The sequence below is a fragment of the Rhodococcus sp. WS1 genome (assembly GCF_003797745.1).
GTDB classification, from domain to species: Bacteria; Actinomycetota; Actinomycetes; order Mycobacteriales; family Mycobacteriaceae; genus Rhodococcus_F; species Rhodococcus_F erythropolis.
In genome coordinates, this window is the sequence record NZ_RKLZ01000001.1 from 1,580,999 (window position 1) to 1,602,096 (window position 21,098).

Here is a 21,098-nt window from a genome sequence, read left to right on the forward strand (position 1 = left end):
CTTGAACGTGTCAGGGCTTGACGGCAGCAGCTGCGGCCTTGGCGGCGTGCGGCATGGCGTCGGCGATGATCGAGAATGCTCGATCGTCGAGTGCAGCGGAGACGAACCACGCTTCGAACGCGCTCGGCGGCGGGTACACGCCGCGGGAGAGCAACGCGTGGAAGAAGGCGGGGAATCGCCAGGTCTGCGCGGCTTTGGCTTCGTCGTAGTTGGTCACCGTGTTCTCGGTGAAGAACACGCTCACCAAGGTGCCGGCGTACTGCACACGGTGTTCGACGCCTTCGGCGGTGAGTGCTTCGGTCATGAGGTCGCCGAGGGCGGTCGCGTTCCGGCCGAGCTTGGCGTACACCTCGGCGTCGGCGGCGCGCAGACTCGCGAGTCCGGCGGCGACGGCCACGGGGTTACCCGAGAGGGTGCCGGCCTGGTACACGGGACCGTCCGGCGCGAGGTGGCCCATGATGTCGGCGCGGCCGCCGAAGGCTGCGGCAGGCAGGCCGCCGCTCATGACCTTGCCGAAGGTGTAGAGGTCGCCGGCGACGTTGTCGATGCCGTACCAACCCGAGGCGCTGACGCGGAATCCCGTCATCACTTCGTCCATGATCAGGAGTGCGCCGTGCTCACGGGTGAGACGACGCAGACCCTCGTTGAAACCGGGAAGCGGTGCGACGGCGCCCATGTTTCCGGCGGCAGCTTCGGTGATGACGCACGCGATGGCGCCGGGGTTGGCGGCGAACGCCGCGGCGACTGCATCGAGATCGTTGTAGCGGACGACGATGGTGTCTTCGGCTTGAGCGCCGGTCACGCCGGGCGAGGTCGGCAGCCCGAACGTCGCGAGGCCCGATCCGGCGTCGGCGAGAAGGGCGTCGACGTGGCCGTGGTAGCAACCGGAGAACTTGATGATCTTGGTGCGTCCGGTGAATCCGCGGGCGAGGCGGACTGCGCTCATCGTGGCTTCGGTTCCGGAGTTGACCAGGCGAACCTTTTCCACGGGCGCGACGCGGGCGACGATTTCCTCGGCGAGGGCAACTTCGCCTTCGGTCGGCGCACCGAAGGAGAGACCGCCGAGCGCTGCTTCGCGAACGGCTTCGACGACTGCCGGGTGAGCGTGCCCGAGAATCATCGGACCCCAGGACGACACCAGGTCGACGTAATTGTTCCCGTCGACGTCGGTGAGGGTGTAGCCGGATGCTTCGCGAATGAATCGCGGTGTTCCACCGACCGAACCGAACGCGCGGACGGGCGAGTTGACGCCACCCGGAATCACGTTGCCGGCACGTTCGAAGAGCCGAGCGGAGTTCGTTGCATGCACGTCGGGATCACCGGAAGACACAGTCACGGCTTCCAGTGTCCCAGTTCTGTCGAATCTGACAACGACAGGGTGTAGGACTTCGGTGCTCGAGGCGAGTTTTCCGGTCGAACCGGGCCCCGCGTGAGACGATTCCGAGCATGAAGCGACTGTTGACGACGCTGATGGTCTCGGCTGCGATTCTTCTCACATCGTGTGGTTCGGACGCTTCGAACGACGACAAGGCGACAGTTTCGTCGCCGCCGAGCGCCACAGACTCGGCTCGAACCACCGTGGCAACGAGCACCGACCCGGCGTTTCTCGGCGGGTGTTCGGCAGTGTCCGTCTACGTTCAGCAGCGTGTTCAGAGCGGCGACACGTCGACACAGACGGCGGGCGCCGACTTCCTGAAGATCGTCGAGAACGACCCTTCGTACCAGGCTATGTCCGAGAGCGAGAAGGAACTCTTCCGCCAAGGAATCGAAGCGGGTGCCGCGGGCTCCTGCTGAATGTGAGGTTGGGATCGAACCGGGTTGCCCGCGGTGCGCTACGCGCTATCGTCGGTTCCATGGCCACCACAGCGGACCACCTCAGGACAACACTCGACGGACGCTGGCGGGAGGTGCGTGAGCGCGTTCGCGGCGAATTGAACGACGAACGTTTTGCTCCGCACTACACACCCAACACCGCCATTGCGCGCTCCAAGGCTCTCGAACAGATGCGGGTCCTCGCCGATCTCGGCTACGCCGCAAACGGTTTCGCGGTCTCTCACGGCGGAACGGGCGACGCGGGTGGCGCCGTCACCAGCATCGAGATGCTCGCGATGTCCGACCTCTCACTGATGGTCAAGGCCGGCGTGCAGTGGGGACTGTTCGGCGGCGCCATCGAAAACCTCGGCACCGAGCGTCACCACCAGGCGTACGTCAAGCCGCTGATCGACCTGGACCTGCTCGGTTGCTTTGCGATGACCGAGACCGGTCACGGCAGCGACGTCCAGGAACTCGAAACCACGGCAACCTACGACGTCGAGACGGGCGAGTTCGTCGTCAACTCCCCCACCCCGTCTTCTCGCAAGGACTACATCGGCGGCGCTGCCCAGCACGCCACTGTCGCGGCAGTGTTCGCACAGCTGATCACCGGAGGCGAAAGCCAGGGCGTCCACTGCTTTGTCGTGCCGATTCGTGACGACGCCGGCAACGACCTCCCCGGAGTGACGACGTCCGACTGCGGGCTCAAGGGTGGACTGCCCGGAGTCGACAACGGCCGCATCGTCTTCGACCAGGTCCGCATCCCGCGTGAGAACCTGCTCAACCGTTACGCCGACGTCGCCGAGGACGGCACGTACAGCTCGGCGATCGAGAACCCGAACCGTCGGTTCTTCACGATGGTCGGCACATTGGTTCGTGGACGTGTCACCGTCGGTGGTTCGGCGGCAGCGGCCGCCCGCGTGGGATTGGCCATTGCCGGTCGATATGCCCTGCAGCGCAGGCAGTTCAGTGCTCCGAAGAGTGACGACGAGGTCCTGATCATGGACTACCTCGTCCATCAGAAGCGTCTGCTGCCGTTGATCGCCCGCTCGTACGCTCTGCAGTTCGCACAGAACGAACTGGTCGCCGCGATGCACGACATTCAGAGCAGCGACGACCCGGACCCGCAGGAGCAGCGCGAACTCGAGGGTCGCGCCGCCGGACTCAAGGCCGCCAACACGTGGCATGCCACTCGGGCAATCCAGGAAGCACGCGAAGCCTGTGGTGGCGCAGGCTATCTCGCGGAGAACCGCCTCACCGCGCTCAAGGCTGACACTGACGTCTTCACCACGTTCGAGGGTGACAACCACGTTCTGACGCAGTTGGTCGCAAAAGAACTCCTCACCTCGTACGCCGACGAAGTCCGCGGCATGAGCCCGGTCGACTGGATGCGCTTCGCGGCTACGACGGTCTCCGACGTGGTCAAGAAGCGCACGGCAGCGCAGCAGATCCTGCAGACGATCGTCGACACTCGCCAGGACAACGAAGAGGACGGCAGCCTCTTCAACCGCGGCACCCAGATGAAGATGTTCGAAGACCGCGAGGAGTACCTACTCGCCACTGCGGCAAGGCGATTGCAGGCAGCGCAGAAACGCGAGGAGAACCCGTTCGACGCGTTCAACTTCGTGCAGGACCACGTGCTCAAAGCCGCTCAGGCGCACATCGAGCGCGTCATCCTGGAAGCATTCGTCGCCGGCATCGACTCGTGTGAGGACGAGACCGCGAAGGAACTCTTCGGCGAGGTGTGCGACCTCTACGCACTGTCCGTCATCGAGGAGGACAAGGCCTGGTTCATGGAGCACCGGCATCTGTCGGTGGAGCGTTCGAAGGCCGTGACGCGCGGGATCAACGAGCGGTGCCGCACCCTGCGCCCGCACGTCGAGACGCTGATCGACGGCTTCGGCATCCCGGACATCCTGCTGGGGTCGGCGATGTTGGACGGGCCGGGCACGGACGCCGTACGGCTGAAGTAAACAGTTCGGGTGGGGTCGGCAATCGCCGGCCCCACCACGCTCAGTGCGCTGCTGCCTTCTTCGACTGCCGAGAGGCAAGCAGTCCGGTCAGGCCGAGTGCCGCGACCAGCCAGATCCCCAGAACGAGCAGGCGCGGTCCGGCGCCGTTCCCATCGAAGTAGATGACGGAGCGGATGGGCTCCATGGCCGCTGATCCGAGCCAGAACGAATGGATGTGCTGCCAGAATCCGGGCAGGAACGACACCGGGATCGCACCGCCCGAACTCGGGAAGTTGATGAAGACGAGCACCGTCAGCACCGCGAAGATCGCGGCTTGGCCGAGCAGTCGATTGAGCAGGATGCTCACCGCACCGACGGTGAACGTGTAGACCATCGAGATTCCCAGCAGTTGTAGGATCTGACCGACCGACGCCCCGAAGGCGTGCATGAAGATGCTGGTGATTCCGAAGGCTATGAGCGGGGTGAGTATCGCCGCACCGGCCAGGATCGAATACTGCTCTCGCAGCCGCATTCTCGGCGCAACCTGACTGAGCACCGTGATGGTCAAGTAGCCACCGAGGGTGCAGACGATCAGGAAGTAGAAGAGCCCGACGGTCGAGGAGTCGCGCGCCGTGACGGGCGCCGAGTCGATCACCGTGACCTGCTGCCCCGTCTGCTCCGCGACGGAATGCGCCAAGCTGCTCACCACGGAAACCGTCGAGGCGCCCGCACCGGTGGCGATATGTGCGGTCACGGTGTCACCGATCTCGACGGCGCCGATAGCGTCACGGTTGTCGATGCGCGAGATCGCGTCAGCCGAGTTCTCTGTGGCGACGAGGTCGAATTTGTCGCCAGACGTGGCTTCGATTCCCTCGATCAACGACGCCGTCACAGATGCTGGACCAACCACCACGATCGGTGCCTGGTTCGGCATCGGCGAGTGGAACGCGCTGACGTAACACAGGCAGAACATGATGACGAAGAACAGCGGAAACGCGAGTCCACTGCCCACCATCTTCCAGTTGGTCGGCGGATCGACGACCTCTTCACTGGGAACGCGGACATCGGTATCTGTCATATTTCACACTCTCTTCACTAACCACATCTAGCTGTCAACACCGTTGACAGACTCAACAGTCAACACTGTTGACACGTTAGAGTCAACGCCGTTGACAACGAGGTCGGCGAGCGAGCACAGAGGTCGATGTCGTGACATCCACGAAGCACACACCAGAGCAGGAACAGCCCTCGACGTCCGAGGCGATTCGCGCCGCAGCGTTCCAACTATTCGGTGAGCACGGGTTCGGCGGCACGTCAGTTCGCGCCATCGCCAAAGTTGCCGGAATCGATCCGGCCCTGGTCATCCGGCATTTCGGGTCGAAGGAAGCGCTGTTCCTGGAAACCACTCCGGTTGCGGACTACTTCGAAGGTCAGTTCGACGGCCCACTCGACACCCTCGGTGAGCGGATCGCAGTCTTCGTCCTGGGCAAGGCCGACGCCCGGATGCTGTCGGTGTACACAGCGCTCATGCGAGCGTCGGACAGTCCACGCATCCGGGAGCGACTGCGCGAGATGACAGGCACGTTTGCCACCAATCTCGCCGCTCGCCTCGACGGTGAAGACGCGTACACCCGCGCACTCCTGGTCTCCGCCCAGGTGTCCGGCCTGTTGAGCGTCCTCAGCGACGAGAGCATCCCCCAGTCCGCAGATCGCGACGAGTTGGCAAAACTCTACGGCCGGGCGATGCAGACGCTGATCGATCAGTACTGAGTGATGACCTCCTCGGCAAACCGCCGAATGGAGTCGAGTCGCCCCTGACGATCACCGGCGTCAACTCCGTAGCGATACCAGGGCAACACTCTGATTTCCGTGACTCCGAGAGTCTCGAGTTCGCGATATTCGTCCAGATCACGAACATCCGTCGGCGAGACGTTGACGCCGAAAGGAACATCGGCACGACCGTACTCGACCCGCAATTCCGTGAGGCGATCGATAGCGCAGGCTAATTCGGCTTTGGTCGTGTTCACCGACATCCAACCGTCAGCCAGCCTGGCTGCACGACGCAACCCCGGTTCGCTGTGCCCACCGATGTAGATCGGAACCGGAATCTCCGGAGCCGGACTGATCATCAGAGCGTCGAAATCGTAGTGCTTGCCGTGGTACTCGACCCATTCCGGTCCACGCCCCGCACACACCGCCTTGATGATCTCGATGGCTTCGTCGGTACGCGCACCGCGGGTGCGCATCTCGGTCCCGGTGAAGGTGAATTCCTCGGGAATCCAGGACAAACCGACGCCGAGAGCGACGCGGTTTCGCGACATCACGGCCATGGTCGATACCTGCTTGGCCGTCAACAGCGGATCGCGCAGTGGAAGTTTGAACACATTGGTGTAGAACCGAATTCGCGACGTGACGACTGCCATTGCCGTCATCGCAATGAACGGATCGGGCATCGGCGTCTCGGGTGCCCACATCCGCTTGCCGTCAGCGGTGTACGGATACGGAGCCGACACCTGCTCGGGATAGAACACGGAATCCGGCATCGCGATTCCGTCAAATCCCACCTCTTCGGCGACCTGCGCCAACTCGCACAGTTCCAGGGCGTCGATCATCGCACCCGCCAAGGACCACTTCATCGTTCCACCGTTTCGCCGTTAGGCGAGATCCAAGCGCCGCCCAAGAACATGATGTCGGTGATGTTGCGTACGACGCCGTGAACATTGCCGGCCCATGCGGTCAACACCGACGCCGGCCCCCAGATCACGTAAGGCACAGTCGCGTTGGCGTACTCCTGCACCTTGCTGATCGCCTCACGGACAGCATCGTCCGTCGATGCCGTCTGCACAGCTGTGATCATCGCGTCCATCTCCGGGTCCGCGAAGCCGGACGGGTTGTTCTTCGAATCACTGGCCATACTGTTGTACAAGTTGAGGTACGGCGCTTCTTCTCCGACCGGAGCGCCACCTCTGGTCATGTCGAAATCGTGGTCCTTGTATACCCGTCGAACCAGATCGGTCACATCGGTCGCGTAGTCGATGATGACGTCGAAACCGATCGCGTTCAGCGACGCCTGAACCGTCAGTGCCGTCGCCTGTTGGCTGGGCTCCGGGGTGGTGAGGTAGCGGAGTTTCCCGTCGTACCCGTCGGACTTCGCTTGATCCAGCAGCGCCTTTGCCTTCACCTGATCGAACGGAATACCTGCTGTGTTGTTGAACCAACGTGACGTCTGCGGGACCAGTTCGGAACTGGCGGTGCCCAATCCGTTGTTCGCACGAGTATTGACCGCCTCCGGATCCACCCCGTAGGCGATCGCCTGACGGACGCGTACATCGGCCCCGGGCTTGCCCTCGCGATTGTTGATCGTGCCGATCCCGTTCTGTCCGGTCGGACTGAGGTAACCCGAGTATCCGTCGTCGAGAGCTTGTTCGATCACGGCCTCGTCGCGGAGGATGTACGTCATGTCGATCTGGCCGCTCTTCAACGATTCGTACTGAGACTGCGCACCCGACGTGGGAACAAACCGCACTGTGTCCAGTGGCGGTTTACCGCCCTGATAATCCGTGCGTGCGGCGAGTACCAGTTCTTCGTGCGGGGCGAACTTGGCCAAGGTGAACGGACCCGCCCCGATCGGTGTGAACGCTCCCTCCCCGGTTCCTGAAACCGAACCTGCCTTTCCCCCTGAACTTCGCGCAACGATCATTCCGGGGCCGAGCGACAACAGCGCCGGGAATTGACGCCAGGGCCGCTCGAGCACGAATTCGACTGTGGTGGCGTCGGGCGTCTCTATCCGGTCCACGATGTTGAGCCAGGTCTGCGATACATCACCTTTGCCTGCCACGAATCGATCGATACTCCACTTCACCGCTTCCGCGTCGAGCGGGCTTCCGTCACTGAAGGTGAGGCCATCAGCCAAAGTGACGGTGTACGAAGTGAAGTCGCTGTTGTTCGACAGTGTCTTCGCGAGTTGTGGGACGAAGCTCCCGTTTGTGGAGTCGCTGCGTACCAGCGTGTCGTAAATCGCGGCCATTTCGGTTCCGCCGGTCGAACCGGCGGCTTGCGTTCTCGTGGGGTCCAACGAGGAAGGGAACGAATAGGACCCGAAGGTGAGAACACCGCCGTCGATCCGCTCCCCCACATCTGGGGCGCCCACAAAACCAGCTGCGCCACTACTGCTCGGTGAAACCGATCCCGAGGTGCCCCCACTACTGGAGGCACACCCGGCCAACATCAATGCACCGGCGAGCCCGAGCGCGACAAAGCGAGGGTCGAACCTAATCTTCCTGGTGTACATACGTTCCCAATCTCCGTCGGCGTGTCAGATCTTGACTACCTTGGACGTCGGGATCGGGTGCGAGTCCGCCTTGATCCAGCGCAGCGCCCATGTGCCCTCGGCATGCGAATCGGTGTCGATCCAGTTGCCGTAACCCGGATCCTTCGCCGCCACGACGATTGTCATGGTGCCGTCGTCGTTGAGCTTCGCGGTGTGATTGTTGATGTAGATGTTCGTGCGGTTGTAGTCGAGAGACTCGACCCAGAAGTTCTGCAGCACGAAGTTGAAGTACTCGCAGTTCGGAACCTCGGTCTCGATGACCCACGCCTCGTCCTCGGCGAGCTTCCAGTAACCGTGGAAGTAGAAAATCGTCGGATCGCCGCCGGCGTCCTGGAAGTAGTCCTGTCCCCAGTCGAAGATCTCGTTGGTGTGCGGCTGGAATTTGCGCGACCACTCCAGGAAGGTCTCCGCCATCCCCTTCACGATCCCGACGGACTTGGTGAGGCGTTCGCCGATCTCTTCCGGACTCAGCGGGACGAACTCGCCGTCCGGGTTCAGGCATTCGATGGTCAGATCACCGATGACCTCGTTGCGCCGATCCTGGTGAGTTTGCCGAACGGAGATGAGGTTGCTGTCGGGCGCCAAAGGCAGCCATGCGCCTTCAGCGGGCTTGTCGACGCTCGCGATGAACTCGAAACGGCCGTTCTCGTCGACCTCGAGGTCGTGGATATGCAGATCTCCGGTCTGCAGCATGGTGCCGTCGATGTGGTATCGATTGACGCGCGAGCCGAAGGTGATCAGCGGGACGGTGCCTCGGGTGCCGATGATCCGGTAGTTGTACTTACCGGAAATGTTGGCGCGCATGTAGACGTTGTCCGGGTTGTCGGCACCGATCTTCGTCATCATGTTCGGGTTCGGAGCCGACGAGAACTGCGGCCACCGTGGATCGGTGTACTCGACACAGTTGATCGTGCCGTACCGAAGCAACCGACTCAGGTAGCGGATGCCCTCGGCTTGAGTCAGCGGATCCTGAGGGACGATCTCGTCCTCCAGGACCTTTCCGACCTCGAGCAGATCTGCGCAGAACTTTTCCCAAACAGCATTCATGTGAATCTCCTTGTTTCAGTTGGGGCTTCGCCCTGTGCGCCTTTTTGGTAGTCGGCACTACCAAAAAGGCGCACAGGGCCGGAGGGCTTCAGGGTGTGGTCGCGAACTTCGCTTCGACGTCGGCGGCGCTCACGCCAAACTCCTCGAGCGAATAGTGATGCGACGGACGGCGGTGCTCGGCCAGGCTCGCCTGATGCGACGCCTCCACCGCTGCGCGAGCCTCGTCAGTGAATGGCAGGTCGAACTGCGCGTAGATCTTCTCGACGGTGCCGACCGCATCGGCGATGAAGTCTTTGTAGTCGACGTCGATGAACTGATCGGGGTTGTAACGGCTACGGGCATTGTTGAAGTTCGCGTTCCCTCGCGCCCACAGGTCCAGTTGCGTGCGCCCGATGGCGGGACGGTCGAATGCCTTCGACATGTCGTGTCCGCCCTGCTCGACGAGGCTGAAGGTGGACGCCATCGATGTCAACGGGTCACGGAACGTGCGAACGAACAACGCGTCGGGATAGACCGCCATGATCTCGTCGATCGCGAAGACATGGCTCGGGCTTTTGAGCACCCACCGTCTGTCCTGGTCGTGCAGCCCGATCAACTGCAGGTTCTTCTTGTGCCGCGCATATGTTTCGGTCCAATCCTGCTCCGCCAGCCACTGCGTGTAACTCGGCACGTACGCAACAGTTTCGAACGCGGTGGAGAGCAGCGTCTGCTGCAGCAGACGCCAACATTCCTCGACCTCCTCCGCCCCCATGAAATGCACCTTCATCAGGTCCGCTTCGTTGCGCTGGCGAGCACGGTAGAAGGCGTCGGAGCGAACGTAATCTTCGTTCTCCGACCACTTGTCGCGCTCGGGGCGCGGCTGCGGCGTCTCGGCGAGCCACATCTCGGCGCCCTGATGCGCTGGGTCGGCACCGAGCAAGCGGTGCAGCGCGGTGCTGCCGGTGCGGGTCAACCCGACCACGAAGATCGGGCGTTCGATCGGAACGTCGATGTGCTCGGGGTATTTCGCGAATCCGGCCTCACTGGTCAGGCGTCCCGCGAGCGCTCCGACGATCATCTTGCGAGCGATCACCTTGCCGTGCGGAGTGAGGTCGGCTTCGTTCTGGAACGACTCGAGCAGAACTCGAAGCCCTTCGAGATAGCTGTCGCTGCCGAAGTTTTTGTACCCGGTCTCCTCACGCGCGACCTGGTGCAAGTCGTCGATGGAACCGATGCCGTCGTAATCCTGTGTCATCTGTAATTCCTTGTGGGGTTGTTCAGTGGTGGGTGTGACCGCAGTTGACGTCGAGACATTGCCCGGCGATGGCTCTGGCCGAATCGGACAAGAGGAAGACGACGGCATTGGCGATGTCGTCAGGTTCGGGTAGCCGGCGCAGATCGGCGCCCGCTGCAACCTCGTCGTAAATGACCTTGGGGTCGACCCCAGCTGCCGCCGCCTTTTTCTCGAACATGTTCTTGACCGAGTCCGCCCAGATATAGCCGGGAGCAACCGAATTGACTCGAACGCCCTTGGGACCGAGATCGATCGACAAACTGCGTGCCATTGCCAGGAGCCCGGATTTCATGATGCGGTAGGCCCCGAACCCGGGAAGCTGATTACGCAGCACCATGGACGTCACCATCACGACGGAGCCCTCCGCCTCGGTCAATGCCGGCACAAACGCGCGTGTCACGTTCAACGCCGCAAGCAGGTTGATGTCGATACCCGACTGGATGGACGCCATGTCGGCGTCCAGGAGCGAGACCTGCGCCGGTTGGACAAAGGCGTTGTTCACGAGGCAGTCCACGCCGCCGAACTCTGCGAGCGCAGTCTCAGCCAACGAGGAGATCGAATCGACGTCGGTGAGATCGGTCGGAATGGCCAGTGCAATTCCGCCGCGGTCTCGGATCTCGGTTGCCACAGATTCCAAACGCTCGGGTGTGCGGGCGGCCAGAACAACTTTTGCTCCGGCCGCCGCACTCTGCACCGCAATCGAACGACCCAGCGCCGGGCCCACTCCCGAGACGACGACAACCTTGCCTGCCAGCAGGCCCTGATGGGTCAGCACAGTGCCTGCGGATCGAGAACAACACTCAGAGAAACGATCTTGCCGTTCTCGTCGAACTCGAACAGGTCGGAGGCAGCGAAGTCGGCCATCCCGACGCGCTGTACCCGAAGCTGCATTGCTGCGTATTTTCCCGTCACCGAAATCGGGCCGAGCAGGCTGACTGTGAAATCGACCTGCGCGTTCGCGGTGTCGAATTCGCGAATCTCGTCGATTCCGCGGTAGGTCTGGACCCCCAGCGGTTCGTGTTGAACTGCGTCGGGCGCAAACAGCGCAACCAGGCCGTCGACGTCGTGACTTCCGAGACACTTGACGTAATCTTCTACGGCAGAAACTATTTCAGCCCTGTCAGGCATGGATGCTCCTCATGTTCAGGCGGATCAAGAAATGGTTCCGCGGGCGCGAAGATGGTCGACGATCGCGATCGCAGCGTCCTCAGTCGTCGTGACACTGGTGTCGATGTGAATGTCAGGGTTCTGCGGCGGTTCGTACGGCGAATCGATTCCGGTGAAGTTCACCAACTCGCCACGTCGAGCCTTCTTGTACAGCCCCTTGGGATCTCGCTCCTCTGCGACGGCAAGAGCGGTGTCGACGAAGATTTCGACGAACTGTTCGTCGCCGATCAATTCACGGGCGGCATGACGCTCCGCCTCGAACGGTGAAATGAAGGACGCGAGCACGATCAGACCGGCGTCCGCCATCAGTCGGGTGACCTCGGTGACGCGACGGATGTTCTCGACGCGGTCGGCTTCGGTGAATCCGAGGTCTCGATTCAGCCCGTGACGGACGTTGTCTCCGTCGAGGAGGTAGGTGTGTGCGCCGAGTGCGTGCAGTTGACGCTCGACATCGTTCGCGATGGTCGACTTTCCCGAACCGGAGAGACCGGTGAACCACAGAACTGCGGGTTGGTGTCCCTTGAGCCTGGTGTGCGCGGCCTCGTCGACGTCGACGGATTGCCAGTGAATGTTGTCCGATCGACGCAGCGAGTGCGTGATCATGCCCGCACCGACAGTGCCGTTGGTAAGGCGGTCGATGAGGATGAAGCTACCGGTGTCACGGTTGCCGACGTACGGGTCGAACGGGACCGGTCGATCGAAACTGAGGTTGCAGACACCGATTTCGTTGAGCGCGAGAGTAGTCGTTGCGGTCTTCTCGAGAGTGTTGACGTTGATCTTGTGTTTCGGTTTGGTGATGCGCGCAGTGACTGTGACGGTACCGATCTGGCACAGGAACGGCCGTTCGGGCAGCATGGGAGCCTCACCCATCCAGACGATGCAGGCCTCGAACTGATCGGCTACGGCCGGCGGATTGTCGCCGATGGACAGCACATCACCGCGACTGATGTCGATCTCGTCTGCGAGCGTGATGGTGACCGAGCGGCCCGCACCGGCAACGTCGAGGTCACCACCCATGGTCACGATGCGCTCGACTGTGGACGTCTTTCCACTGGGGAGCACGCGGATGGGATCTCCGGGAGATACGGTGCCTGAAACGATCTGGCCGGAGAATCCGCGGAAGTCGAGGTCCGGCCGGTTGACCCACTGCACCGGCATCCGGAACGGAGCCGCGGCGGCAGCATCGTCGATGTCCACGCTTTCGAGATGCTCGATCAGGCTTGGTCCGGAGTACCACGGGGTATTCGCACTGCGCTCGGTGAGATTGTCACCCATGTATGCCGAGAGCGGGATGGCGACGAACCCGTCCAGACCGATCTCGTGAGCGAACCCTGCGTAATCCGCGGTAATGGCATCGAAGACCTCTTGCGAGTAGTCGACGAGGTCGAGCTTGTTCACGGCAAGCACCACGTGCTTGATCCCCAGCAACGACACCAGATACGAGTGCCGGCGGGTCTGAGTCAGTATCCCCTTGCGGGAATCGACAAGGATCACCGCAAGATCGGCGGTCGACGCGCCCGTCACCATGTTTCGGGTGTACTGCTCGTGCCCCGGAGTATCGGCGACGACGAACTTGCGTCGCTCGGTCGTGAAGTAGCGGTAGGCGACGTCGATCGTGATGCCCTGCTCACGTTCGGCGGCGAGACCGTCGACCAGGAGCGCGAAATCGAGCCCCTCCCCCTGGGTTCCGCTCTTGCGCGAATCGGCTTCGAGCGCCGTCAACTGGTCGTCGAAGACGAGTTTCGATTCGTAGAGCAGACGGCCGATCAAGGTGCTCTTGCCGTCGTCGACGCTGCCGCACGTGATGAATCGCAGCATGCTCTTGTTCGCATGACGTTCGAGGTACGCCTCGATGTCGTCAGCGATCAGATCCGAGGAAACAGTCATCAGAAGTACCCCTCTTGCTTCTTCTTTTCCATCGACGCACTGGAGTCGTGGTCGATGACCCGTCCCTGGCGTTCGGAAGTGGTGGTGAGCAACATTTCCGAGATGATCTCGGTCAGGCTCGTTGCGGTCGATTCGACGGCTCCGGTCAGCGGGTAGCAGCCGAGGGTGCGGAAACGAACGCTCTTGAGTTCCGGAGTCTCTCCCGGCAGCAACGGCATCCGGTCGTCGTCGACCATGATCAGCGCACCGCCCCGCTCGACGACGGGCCGCTTGTCGGCAAAATACAGCGGAACGATCGGAATCTCTTCCTGGCGTATGTATTCCCACACATCCAGCTCGGTCCAGTTCGAGAGAGGGAAGACGCGCAGGCTCTCGCCCGGCGCTTTGCGGACGTTGTACATCCGCCACAGTTCCGGTCGCTGCTGCTTGGGATCCCAACGGTGCGCAGCTGATCGGATCGAGAAGATGCGTTCCTTGGCGCGGGATTTTTCTTCGTCACGGCGGGCGCCGCCGAATGCAGCGTCGAACTTGTAGTGATCGAGGGCTTGTTTGAGGCCTTCGGTCTTCCACATATCGGTATGGACAGCGCTGCCGTGAGTGAACGGGTTGATCCCCTGCTTCACGCAGTCCGGGTTGGTGTGGACGATCAGATCGAGATCGCCTGCAGCAGCGGTACTGTCACGAAGTTTGTACATTTCACGGAACTTCCACGTGGTATCGACGTGCAGAAGCGGAAACGGCAGCTTCGACGGATAGAAGGCCTTGCGCGCCAGATGCAGCATCACGGCGGAGTCCTTGCCCACCGAGTACAACATCACCGGGTTCTCGCTCTGGGCAACAGCTTCACGCATGATGTGAATGCTCTCGGCTTCGAGTCGTTCGAGGTGCGTCAGTGTCGCGGTCATCGGCCCAGTTCCTCCAGTGCTTTCGGGGCGAGTTCGGGTCGGCAGATCAGCAGATCCGGCAACCACGGGTTTTCCTGGTTGTAGCGCAGTTCGCTGCCATCGATACGCGAAACATGCAGTCCCGCAGCGCGTGCGACGGCAACGGGCGCCGCCGAATCCCACTCGTACTGTCCGCCCGCATGTGCGTAGATGTCTGCCTCACCCGAGACGACCGCCATTGCTTTGGCTCCGGCGGATCCCATTTCGATCAACTCCGCGCCCATCGAGTCGGCCATGCGCATGACCCGTTCCGGACGACGCGTCCGCGATACGACGACTCGAACCGGCGTCGCGGCATCCCGTTCGGTTCGATCATCGCTGCTCGAATAGGTGACGCCAAGGGCAGGCATTGCGACCGCACCTGTTGTGAGGACACCGTTTTCGGTCAGCGCAACATGAACGGCCCAGTCCGATCGTCCGGCCTCGCCGTACTCACGGGTGCCGTCGAGAGGGTCGACGATCCACACCCGATCCGCAGCCAGCCTCGCGAGGTCGTCAGCCCCTTCCTCCGACAGCACTGCATCCGCAGGAAAGCGTCGGGCGAGTTCGGCGACGATGAATTCATGACTGAGCCGATCGGCCGCGTTCTTGAAAGTCGCGACATCACCGTCGTTTTCGCCGAGGGATTTCCGATGGTCGAGCAGAAGTTCTCCAGCCGCCGCGGCGATGTCGATCGCCGCGCGTTCATCGTTAGTGCGTGTCATAGGTACTCCACAACTGTGTAGACCTCCCGATCGATACGGGAAGAAAGGTCAGGCCGACCGCAGAGTGTCCAGCACTTTGCACTGGCCTCGATGTGGTCTGCGCCATACCGTAACACCAGAATGAACGATGTTCATTCTATTTCGAACTATGTTCATTCTATGATCTGAGTCACATAGAATTCTGGGCGGCGTTCGACAACGAACAGTGTTCGATGTGAATTGAGGATGCCGACCACCGCGACTACGGTGATCAAATGAGCAGTATCAGCAGCAAGTCGATCTACGGCGACGCCGAAGTGCGTCGACGCCGAACTCTCGACGCGGCGATCTCGCTTCTGGACGAAGGAGGCTACTCCGCGCTCACGATCCGCGCTGTCGCCAAACGAGCCGGCACCAGTACTGGCCTGATCTACCAGTACTTCGTCGACAAGCAGGACATCTTCGCCGCCCTCCTCAGCGAAAGTCAGCTGGAAATGGCGGACTTCGTGAACTCGCTCCCCCGCGAGCAGGGACTGAGTGCCTTACTCGAGTCCATGATTTCCGAGTTTGCTCGGCACTGGGCACGGGTGGGACGACTCACCACCACTTGGCGCGACATCGAAGGCATGGCCGGGTCCGACCGAGAAAGCATGCGGGAACTTCACGCATCCGTAGCGATCTACAACTCGGCATTGATTCGAGCGCTCACCGAATCTGCTGCAGCCGAAGGGAGCCGGTTGATCGACGACCCCGCGTTGATCCATCTCGTGCTCTCCGGACTCAAAGGCCTGTCGGACACCATCGTCATCAACATCGCCAAAGAAGTCACACCCGAGCACTTCGTGAGCTTCTCCGCCAGGGCGCTCGCGCGGTCCATCACGGAGTGACGGACCGGCACCTTACGAACGAACGAGGCGAGCGATGGCCGCCTGAGCTTCCTTGATCTTGACGTCCGCTTCCGGACCACCCTGCTTGGCAGCTTCGACGACGCAGCCCGCAAGGTGCGCGTCGAGAAGCTTCAGGGATACGGACTGCAACGCGCTCGTCGCGGCGGACACCTGGGTGAGCACGTCGATGCAGTACCGGTCGTCTGCGACCATGCGTGAAATTCCGGCTACCTGACCTTCGATACGACGAAGGCGTTTGAGCAGATCGTCCTGCTCAGGGCTGTAACTACTCATACCGCAACTATACCCCCTACCCGTATGAGGGCTACCGCGATGCGACGAAGCCCACCCGGACGCGGCGCACGACATCCATGGCCATCAGCCCCGCAACCAGAATCGACAACCCGGCGCCCGAGATCCAGAGACCGTCGTAGTGCGTGCTCTCGAACGGCGGAGCGCCCTCCAATATCGGTCCGAAGTCGGACGTCGTCGTACCCGCTCGCCAGCACACGACCGCCAGAATCGTGGCGGCGACGATACCGAGTACACCGATCCACGTCTTCACGTCGACGAGCGGAGTTGGCTGCGCCTCAATCATCGGCAGACCCGTCCGGTTCCACACCGACCGTGACAACCTGGCTCAACGCCTCGCGAAGTGCCCGATCGTCTTTCGCCCACGCTCGCACCAATCCCCCGGTGGTCAGACGCAAGCCGATACCGTGCCGACGCCGGGGCACTCCGGACAGCTCACCCAGCGCGCGTGCCGTTTCCCACGGCTCCATTTCGTCTTCATAGGCGGCGTCGTCGGACTCCGGGAACACCTCGGCGATCTCGGTGATCGGCACCTCTTCGGTTCCCTGACGCAACGTGGTCGCGGTCAGAAGCACGCTCGCATGCCGGCGCGCGGCAATCACCTGCACGTACACCAAGCCGGTGAGGATCACGGCGAACATCGCCAGACCGAACCAATGCACCACCGGGCCGGTGAACAGCTCGATGACCAAGGCGATCAGGCAGAAGATCGGACCGAACGCGATGGCCCACCACCGGGATCCCGGTTCGTAGTACAGAACGTCCGGGCCGATTTCAGGAGCACGGTCAGCCACGGGCGAACCAACTTCGGGTGGTGTCGCGGTAGATCGCGACGCAGGCACAGATCAGCATGACGGGGACGACGAGCGCGAGCACGGTACTGATCCCGGCGACGACCAGCGCGATCTGCAGCACCGCGAACACCCCGGACACGATCACCAGGATCCGTCGGCAGAGAGGTTTTCCGGCGCGAGTGGGACCGGCGAGGCCGCCGATCGCAAGGCCGGTCAACAGCAGAACCAGCCCGGACACCCGCACGAAGGTGACGTAGATGTCGATGTTTCCGGCCGATACGCCTTGATCGGTGAATTGCTCACGCAGCGAATACGAGGCGCTGGTGACATTGATCAGGCCGAAGAGTATGAGTAGGAACGCGCTGGCGATCCACAGCCAGAATGCTGCCTCGACGGCCGTCGGGCGCCTGACCTTCGTAGAGATACTCACGGGTTCAAGTGTGCGCTATCCGCTGACGATGCCCGGAATCATGAGCACCAGGAGTGTCACCAGAACAGAGGCTCCAAGGATCGCGAACAAGATCACTTCGGTCCGTGAACCACGTTGGCGCAGTGGAGCGTCGTGGGTGCTTTCCGTGCGCAGGGCTTCCTGAGAACTCATTGTCTACGACCTCTCCCCTACTACTGCAGTGACCCGTTTCACAGTACCCCGAGCTACCTATCGGTTCCCCGCCGGGGGGAAACGAAGAAAGAACGGATTGGACTCTTTTCGGTGCATCATCACGATCGCCCCGACAGCAGCAACTGCCTGCAGGATTTCCGCTCCGCCGAACAGCAGAGTGGCCGCGCCGCCGTCGCCGCCGAGCCCGAAGATCACGGGGATCGCAGAGACCAACATGAAGACTCCACAGAACGTCAGCAACATTCGAGCCCAGTTCTTGCCACGACTCATCGAGCGCACGAACAAAAGGAACACCGCGGTGACGATCACCACCAGGACAGCGGAGAACACGATGACCAGTGGGAACATGCCCTCCACGTCGGAGCGTGTCAGACCGGCGTCGACAGCCGCCTGGTTCCTGAGCATCTCGTCGACGAACATCGACTTCTGCCCGAGCAGCATCCAGATCATCGCGCCGCCCTGGACCAATCCAAGCGCCGTCACAGCCCACCACAACTGAATCGCAGTCACGACGTCCGTCGGCGGCTCGGGTTTCGGTTGGGGGCCCGGGTATCCGTTGTAACCGGGGCCGTATCCCGGGATCTGACCCGTCGGCATCGGTCCGAGTTCGCGGTACGGCTGATTCTCGAACGGCTGGTTCTCGTAGGGAGGTTCCCGGCGGGGCGGTTCCTGGCGCGACGGCGGCCACTGCTCGGTCATGACACCAGCGTATCGGTCGATACCGGTGCAGCCACCATGCGTGACTCCGTCACAGCCATCCGGCAACTTCCGACGCCCAGTACGTGAGGACCACGTCGGCACCGGCGCGGCGAATGCTGGTGAGCGATTCGAGAATCGCCGCGTCCCGATCGATCCACCCGTTCTGCGCGGCCGCGGTGATCATCGAGTACTCACCCGAGATCTGGTACGCCGCGACCGGAACCGGAGACCGGTCGGCGGTCTCACGCAGAATGTCGAGGTAGGACATTGCAGGCTTGACCATCACCATGTCAGCGCCCTCCGCGATGTCGAGGTCTACCTCGCGCATCGACTCGCGGCGGTTGGCGCCGTCCTGCTGATAAGTACGACGGTCGCCTTGCAGTGAGGATCCGACGGCTTCACGGAACGGCCCGTAGAACGCTGACGCATATTTCGCGGCATAGGCGAGCTGACCGACCTCGACATACCCGGATGCATCGAGCGCGCCGCGGATCGCAGCCACCTGACCGTCCATCATGCCGCTGGGGCCGAGCAGGTGCGCACCCGATTCAGCTTGCGCGAGAGCCATTTCGACGTACCGGATCAAGGTTGCGTCGTTGTCGACGGCGCCGGTGGCGTTAAGCACGCCGCAGTGGCCGTGATCGGTGAACTCGTCGAGGCAGGTATCGGCCATGATGACCGTCGAATCGCCGAGTTCTTCTGCCAGAGCGCGCAATCCGACGTTGAGGATGCCGTCGGGATCGGAGGCACCGGAGCCCTGAGGGTCCTTGTCCTCCGCCTTGGGGACGCCGAAGAGCATCAGACCACCGACGCCGGCTTCCACTGCTTCCACCGCGGCGGACCGCAGCGAATCGAGCGTGTGCTGGAAAACGCCTGGCATGGAACTGATCTCACGCGGCGCATCGATGCCGTCTGCAACGAACATCGGCAACACGAGGTGCCGGGGTTCGAGCGAGGTCTCTGCCACGAGTCGCCGGAGCGCTGGGGTGCGCCGGAGCCGGCGAGGGCGATGAGTGGGAAACACGAGAAGTAGCCCTCCTTCGTCGGAACCTGTGAGTGGTTGAGGAGTCCACAGACTCCTCAACCGCTCACGGGTGCGCTAGCGCCTGCGGGACTTCTTACGCGGCGGCGGCAAAGCACCTTCAGCGCGCAGCCGAGCTGCGTGCTCGGCGAGAGCCTCCACCAGCGGTCCCACCTGCGAGGTCTCGGGCTGCACGTCGACGCGCAGACCGAACTCGATAGCGGTTTCGGCCGTCTTCGGGCCGATGCACGCGACCAACGTGCGGGCGTGCGGCTTGCCGGCGATGCCGACGAGGTTGCGCACGGTCGAGGACGAGGTGAAGCAGACGGCGTCGAATCCACCGGTCTTGATCATCTCGCGGGTCTCGGCCGGCGGCGGCGCCGCCCGGACGGTGCGGTAGGCGGTGACGTCGTCGATCTCCCAACCGCGTTCGCGCAGGCCCTCGGCGAGGGTTTCGGTTGCAATGTCCGCGCGCGGCAACAGAACCCGGTTGACCGGATCGAAAACGTCGTCGTACGGGGCGAATTCGGCCAGCAGGCCTTCGCTGGACTGCTCACCGGTCGGGATCAGCTCGGGGTTGATGCCGAACGAGCGGACCTTGGCTGCGGTTGCTTCGCCGATACAGGCGATCTTCACGCCGGAGAAGGCGCGAGCGTCGAGACCGAACTCCTCGAACTTCTCCCACACTGCGCGAACAGCATTGGTGGAAGTGAAGACGACCCACTGGTAACGACCGTCGACGAGGCCCTTGACCGAACGCTCCATCTGAGCCGGGCTGCGAGGCGGCTCGACGGCGATGGTCGGAACCTCGATCGGGATCGCTCCGTGAGTGACCAGACGGTCGCTCATCTCGCCGGCCTGATCCTTGGTGCGCGGCACGAGGACGGTCCAGCCGTACAGTGCGCGCGATTCCCACCACGACATCTTGTTGCGCTGCGCGACAACCTTGCCGACGGTGACGATGAGCGAACCCACCAGTTCCGATCCGGCTTCGTTGAGCGTCGCGAGAGTTGCCTCGACGGTTCGCTGCTGACGAGTGGTGCCGCGGACGGTGATGGCAGCAGGCGTCTGCGGGGCCAAGCCGTTCTCGACCAGCGCGCTGGCGGTCTCGGCGAGATGTCCGGACGTCGCGTGCAGGACAAGCGGTCCCGGTGCAGCGGCCAGAGCAGCCCAGTCGACTTCACCGCGAACGTCGGCCTCGGTGTGACCCGAGCCGAGCGCCATGCCGGCGTAGCTCGGCACAGCCGAACCGGAAGGCAGACCCGGGAGAACCTCGAACTGAACCTGCGTGCGGGCGACTGCGGTGACCTCTGCGATCACGGAATCCGTGGTCAGCGGGTCGCCGGAGACCAGACGCACGACGTCGTGGCCGTTCTTGGCCTCGTGCACCAATGTCTTTGCAACCTCGGCAGGCTCACCGAGTGCCGGACGCACGTCCGCGATCAGCTCGCCGGTCTCCTCGTCGCGGCCCATGTCGATGCCGACGAGCGCGACGACGCCCTTGTCGACGTCCGGATCCGTGAATGCCATTGCGGCGCCGGTGAGGACGTCACGTGCGCGAACGGTGAGCAGGGCGGGGTCGCCCGGTCCCGATCCCACGAACAGGATCCGTCCGGGAGTGTTCTTTCGGACTCGGGTCATCGGTGATTCTCCAGTGCGCTGTATCGA

23 protein-coding genes are annotated in these 21,098 nt (G+C 62.5%); 4 read left to right on the forward strand and 19 right to left on the reverse strand.

The window, feature by feature from the left end:
* Positions 1–10: 10 nt before the first annotated feature.
* Complete coding sequence (gene hemL, locus EEB12_RS07195; RefSeq protein WP_141487558.1) at positions 11–1,336, reverse strand: glutamate-1-semialdehyde 2,1-aminomutase; 1,326 nt, start codon at positions 1,334–1,336, stop codon at positions 11–13.
* A gap of 110 nt (positions 1,337–1,446) precedes the next feature.
* Here hemL and EEB12_RS07200 point away from each other — a divergent pair, with 110 nt between their 5' ends.
* Together EEB12_RS07200 and EEB12_RS07205 are read left to right on the forward strand one after the other, a co-directional pair.
* On the forward strand, positions 1,447–1,794 hold the full coding sequence (locus EEB12_RS07200) for a hypothetical protein (protein ID WP_141487559.1): 348 nt from the start codon (positions 1,447–1,449) through the stop codon (positions 1,792–1,794).
* Between the two features lie 59 nt (positions 1,795–1,853).
* Positions 1,854–3,785 (forward strand): acyl-CoA dehydrogenase, encoded by a 1,932-nt coding sequence (locus EEB12_RS07205; RefSeq protein WP_024487810.1) that lies wholly within the window; start codon positions 1,854–1,856, stop codon positions 3,783–3,785.
* Positions 3,786–3,825: 40 nt separating this feature from the next.
* On the opposite strand, the gene EEB12_RS07210 is transcribed toward EEB12_RS07205, so the two are convergent.
* The gene (locus tag EEB12_RS07210) at positions 3,826–4,842 is read right to left on the reverse strand and encodes an ABC transporter permease (RefSeq protein WP_141487560.1); all 1,017 of its coding nucleotides are present in this window, start codon (positions 4,840–4,842) and stop codon (positions 3,826–3,828) included.
* 131 nt (positions 4,843–4,973) lie between these two features.
* On the opposite strand from EEB12_RS07210, the gene EEB12_RS07215 reads away from it, so the two are divergent.
* On the forward strand, positions 4,974–5,534 hold the full coding sequence (locus tag EEB12_RS07215) for a TetR family transcriptional regulator (protein WP_020968944.1): 561 nt from the start codon (positions 4,974–4,976) through the stop codon (positions 5,532–5,534).
* Here EEB12_RS07215 and EEB12_RS07220 read toward each other — a convergent pair.
* The 9 genes from EEB12_RS07220 to EEB12_RS07260 all read right to left on the reverse strand — a co-directional run bounded on the left by EEB12_RS07220 (position 5,525) and on the right by EEB12_RS07260 (position 15,116).
* Positions 5,525–6,400 carry a TIGR03619 family F420-dependent LLM class oxidoreductase gene (locus tag EEB12_RS07220; protein ID WP_141487561.1) on the reverse strand — a complete coding sequence of 292 codons (876 nt, stop codon included), beginning with the start codon at positions 6,398–6,400 and terminating at the stop codon, positions 5,525–5,527. The genes EEB12_RS07215 and EEB12_RS07220 overlap by 10 nt on opposite strands.
* Positions 6,397–8,055: an ABC transporter substrate-binding protein gene (locus tag EEB12_RS07225; RefSeq protein ID WP_141487562.1), complete on the reverse strand. Its 1,659-nt coding sequence runs from the start codon at positions 8,053–8,055 to the stop codon at positions 6,397–6,399. The genes EEB12_RS07220 and EEB12_RS07225 overlap by 4 nt, the downstream gene beginning before the upstream one ends.
* A gap of 24 nt (positions 8,056–8,079) precedes the next feature.
* On the reverse strand, positions 8,080–9,141 hold the full coding sequence (locus EEB12_RS07230; RefSeq protein WP_021333931.1) for a DUF1214 domain-containing protein: 1,062 nt from the start codon (positions 9,139–9,141) through the stop codon (positions 8,080–8,082).
* Positions 9,142–9,229: 88 nt separating this feature from the next.
* Complete coding sequence (locus EEB12_RS07235) at positions 9,230–10,375, reverse strand: sulfotransferase family protein (RefSeq protein ID WP_060939072.1); 1,146 nt, start codon at positions 10,373–10,375, stop codon at positions 9,230–9,232.
* A 22-nt stretch (positions 10,376–10,397) separates the two neighbouring features.
* Complete coding sequence (locus EEB12_RS07240; RefSeq protein WP_070384599.1) at positions 10,398–11,189, reverse strand: SDR family oxidoreductase; 792 nt, start codon at positions 11,187–11,189, stop codon at positions 10,398–10,400.
* Positions 11,183–11,542, reverse strand: a complete 360-nt coding sequence (locus EEB12_RS07245; protein ID WP_021333930.1) for a nuclear transport factor 2 family protein — start codon at positions 11,540–11,542, stop codon at positions 11,183–11,185. The genes EEB12_RS07240 and EEB12_RS07245 overlap by 7 nt, the downstream gene beginning before the upstream one ends.
* Positions 11,543–11,566: 24 nt before the next feature.
* Positions 11,567–13,468, reverse strand: a complete 1,902-nt coding sequence (gene cysN, locus EEB12_RS07250; protein ID WP_141487563.1) for a sulfate adenylyltransferase subunit CysN — start codon at positions 13,466–13,468, stop codon at positions 11,567–11,569.
* Complete coding sequence (gene cysD / locus EEB12_RS07255) at positions 13,468–14,373, reverse strand: sulfate adenylyltransferase subunit CysD (protein ID WP_020906780.1); 906 nt, start codon at positions 14,371–14,373, stop codon at positions 13,468–13,470. The genes cysN and cysD overlap by 1 nt, the downstream gene beginning before the upstream one ends.
* Positions 14,370–15,116 (reverse strand): 3'(2'),5'-bisphosphate nucleotidase CysQ, encoded by a 747-nt coding sequence (locus tag EEB12_RS07260; protein WP_141487564.1) that lies wholly within the window; start codon positions 15,114–15,116, stop codon positions 14,370–14,372. Before EEB12_RS07260 ends, cysD begins: the two co-directional genes overlap by 4 nt.
* A 254-nt stretch (positions 15,117–15,370) precedes the next feature.
* Here EEB12_RS07260 and EEB12_RS07265 point away from each other — a divergent pair, with 254 nt between their 5' ends.
* Positions 15,371–15,982: a TetR/AcrR family transcriptional regulator gene (locus EEB12_RS07265; protein WP_141487565.1), complete on the forward strand. Its 612-nt coding sequence runs from the start codon at positions 15,371–15,373 to the stop codon at positions 15,980–15,982.
* A gap of 12 nt (positions 15,983–15,994) precedes the next feature.
* On the opposite strand, the gene EEB12_RS07270 is transcribed toward EEB12_RS07265, so the two are convergent.
* The 8 genes from EEB12_RS07270 to EEB12_RS07300 all read right to left on the reverse strand — a co-directional run bounded on the left by EEB12_RS07270 (position 15,995) and on the right by EEB12_RS07300 (position 21,071).
* Positions 15,995–16,276, reverse strand: a complete 282-nt coding sequence (locus tag EEB12_RS07270; protein WP_003942012.1) for a metal-sensitive transcriptional regulator — start codon at positions 16,274–16,276, stop codon at positions 15,995–15,997.
* A gap of 31 nt (positions 16,277–16,307) precedes the next feature.
* Positions 16,308–16,580: a hypothetical protein gene (locus EEB12_RS07275; RefSeq protein ID WP_141487566.1), complete on the reverse strand. Its 273-nt coding sequence runs from the start codon at positions 16,578–16,580 to the stop codon at positions 16,308–16,310.
* Complete coding sequence (locus EEB12_RS07280; RefSeq protein ID WP_019744369.1) at positions 16,573–17,088, reverse strand: hypothetical protein; 516 nt, start codon at positions 17,086–17,088, stop codon at positions 16,573–16,575. The genes EEB12_RS07275 and EEB12_RS07280 overlap by 8 nt, the downstream gene beginning before the upstream one ends.
* Complete coding sequence (locus tag EEB12_RS07285; RefSeq protein WP_019744370.1) at positions 17,081–17,518, reverse strand: hypothetical protein; 438 nt, start codon at positions 17,516–17,518, stop codon at positions 17,081–17,083. Before EEB12_RS07285 ends, EEB12_RS07280 begins: the two co-directional genes overlap by 8 nt.
* 15 nt (positions 17,519–17,533) lie before the next feature.
* Positions 17,534–17,689 (reverse strand): hypothetical protein, encoded by a 156-nt coding sequence (locus tag EEB12_RS30425; protein WP_019744371.1) that lies wholly within the window; start codon positions 17,687–17,689, stop codon positions 17,534–17,536.
* A 57-nt stretch (positions 17,690–17,746) separates the two neighbouring features.
* Complete coding sequence (locus tag EEB12_RS07290; RefSeq protein ID WP_141487567.1) at positions 17,747–18,409, reverse strand: hypothetical protein; 663 nt, start codon at positions 18,407–18,409, stop codon at positions 17,747–17,749.
* Positions 18,410–18,458: 49 nt separating this feature from the next.
* Positions 18,459–19,433: a porphobilinogen synthase gene (gene hemB / locus EEB12_RS07295; RefSeq protein WP_020968934.1), complete on the reverse strand. Its 975-nt coding sequence runs from the start codon at positions 19,431–19,433 to the stop codon at positions 18,459–18,461.
* 75 nt (positions 19,434–19,508) lie between these two features.
* Entirely contained in the window at positions 19,509–21,071 is a 1,563-nt protein-coding gene (locus EEB12_RS07300) for a uroporphyrinogen-III synthase (protein ID WP_003941969.1), read from the reverse strand.
* Positions 21,072–21,098 lie beyond the last annotated feature (27 nt).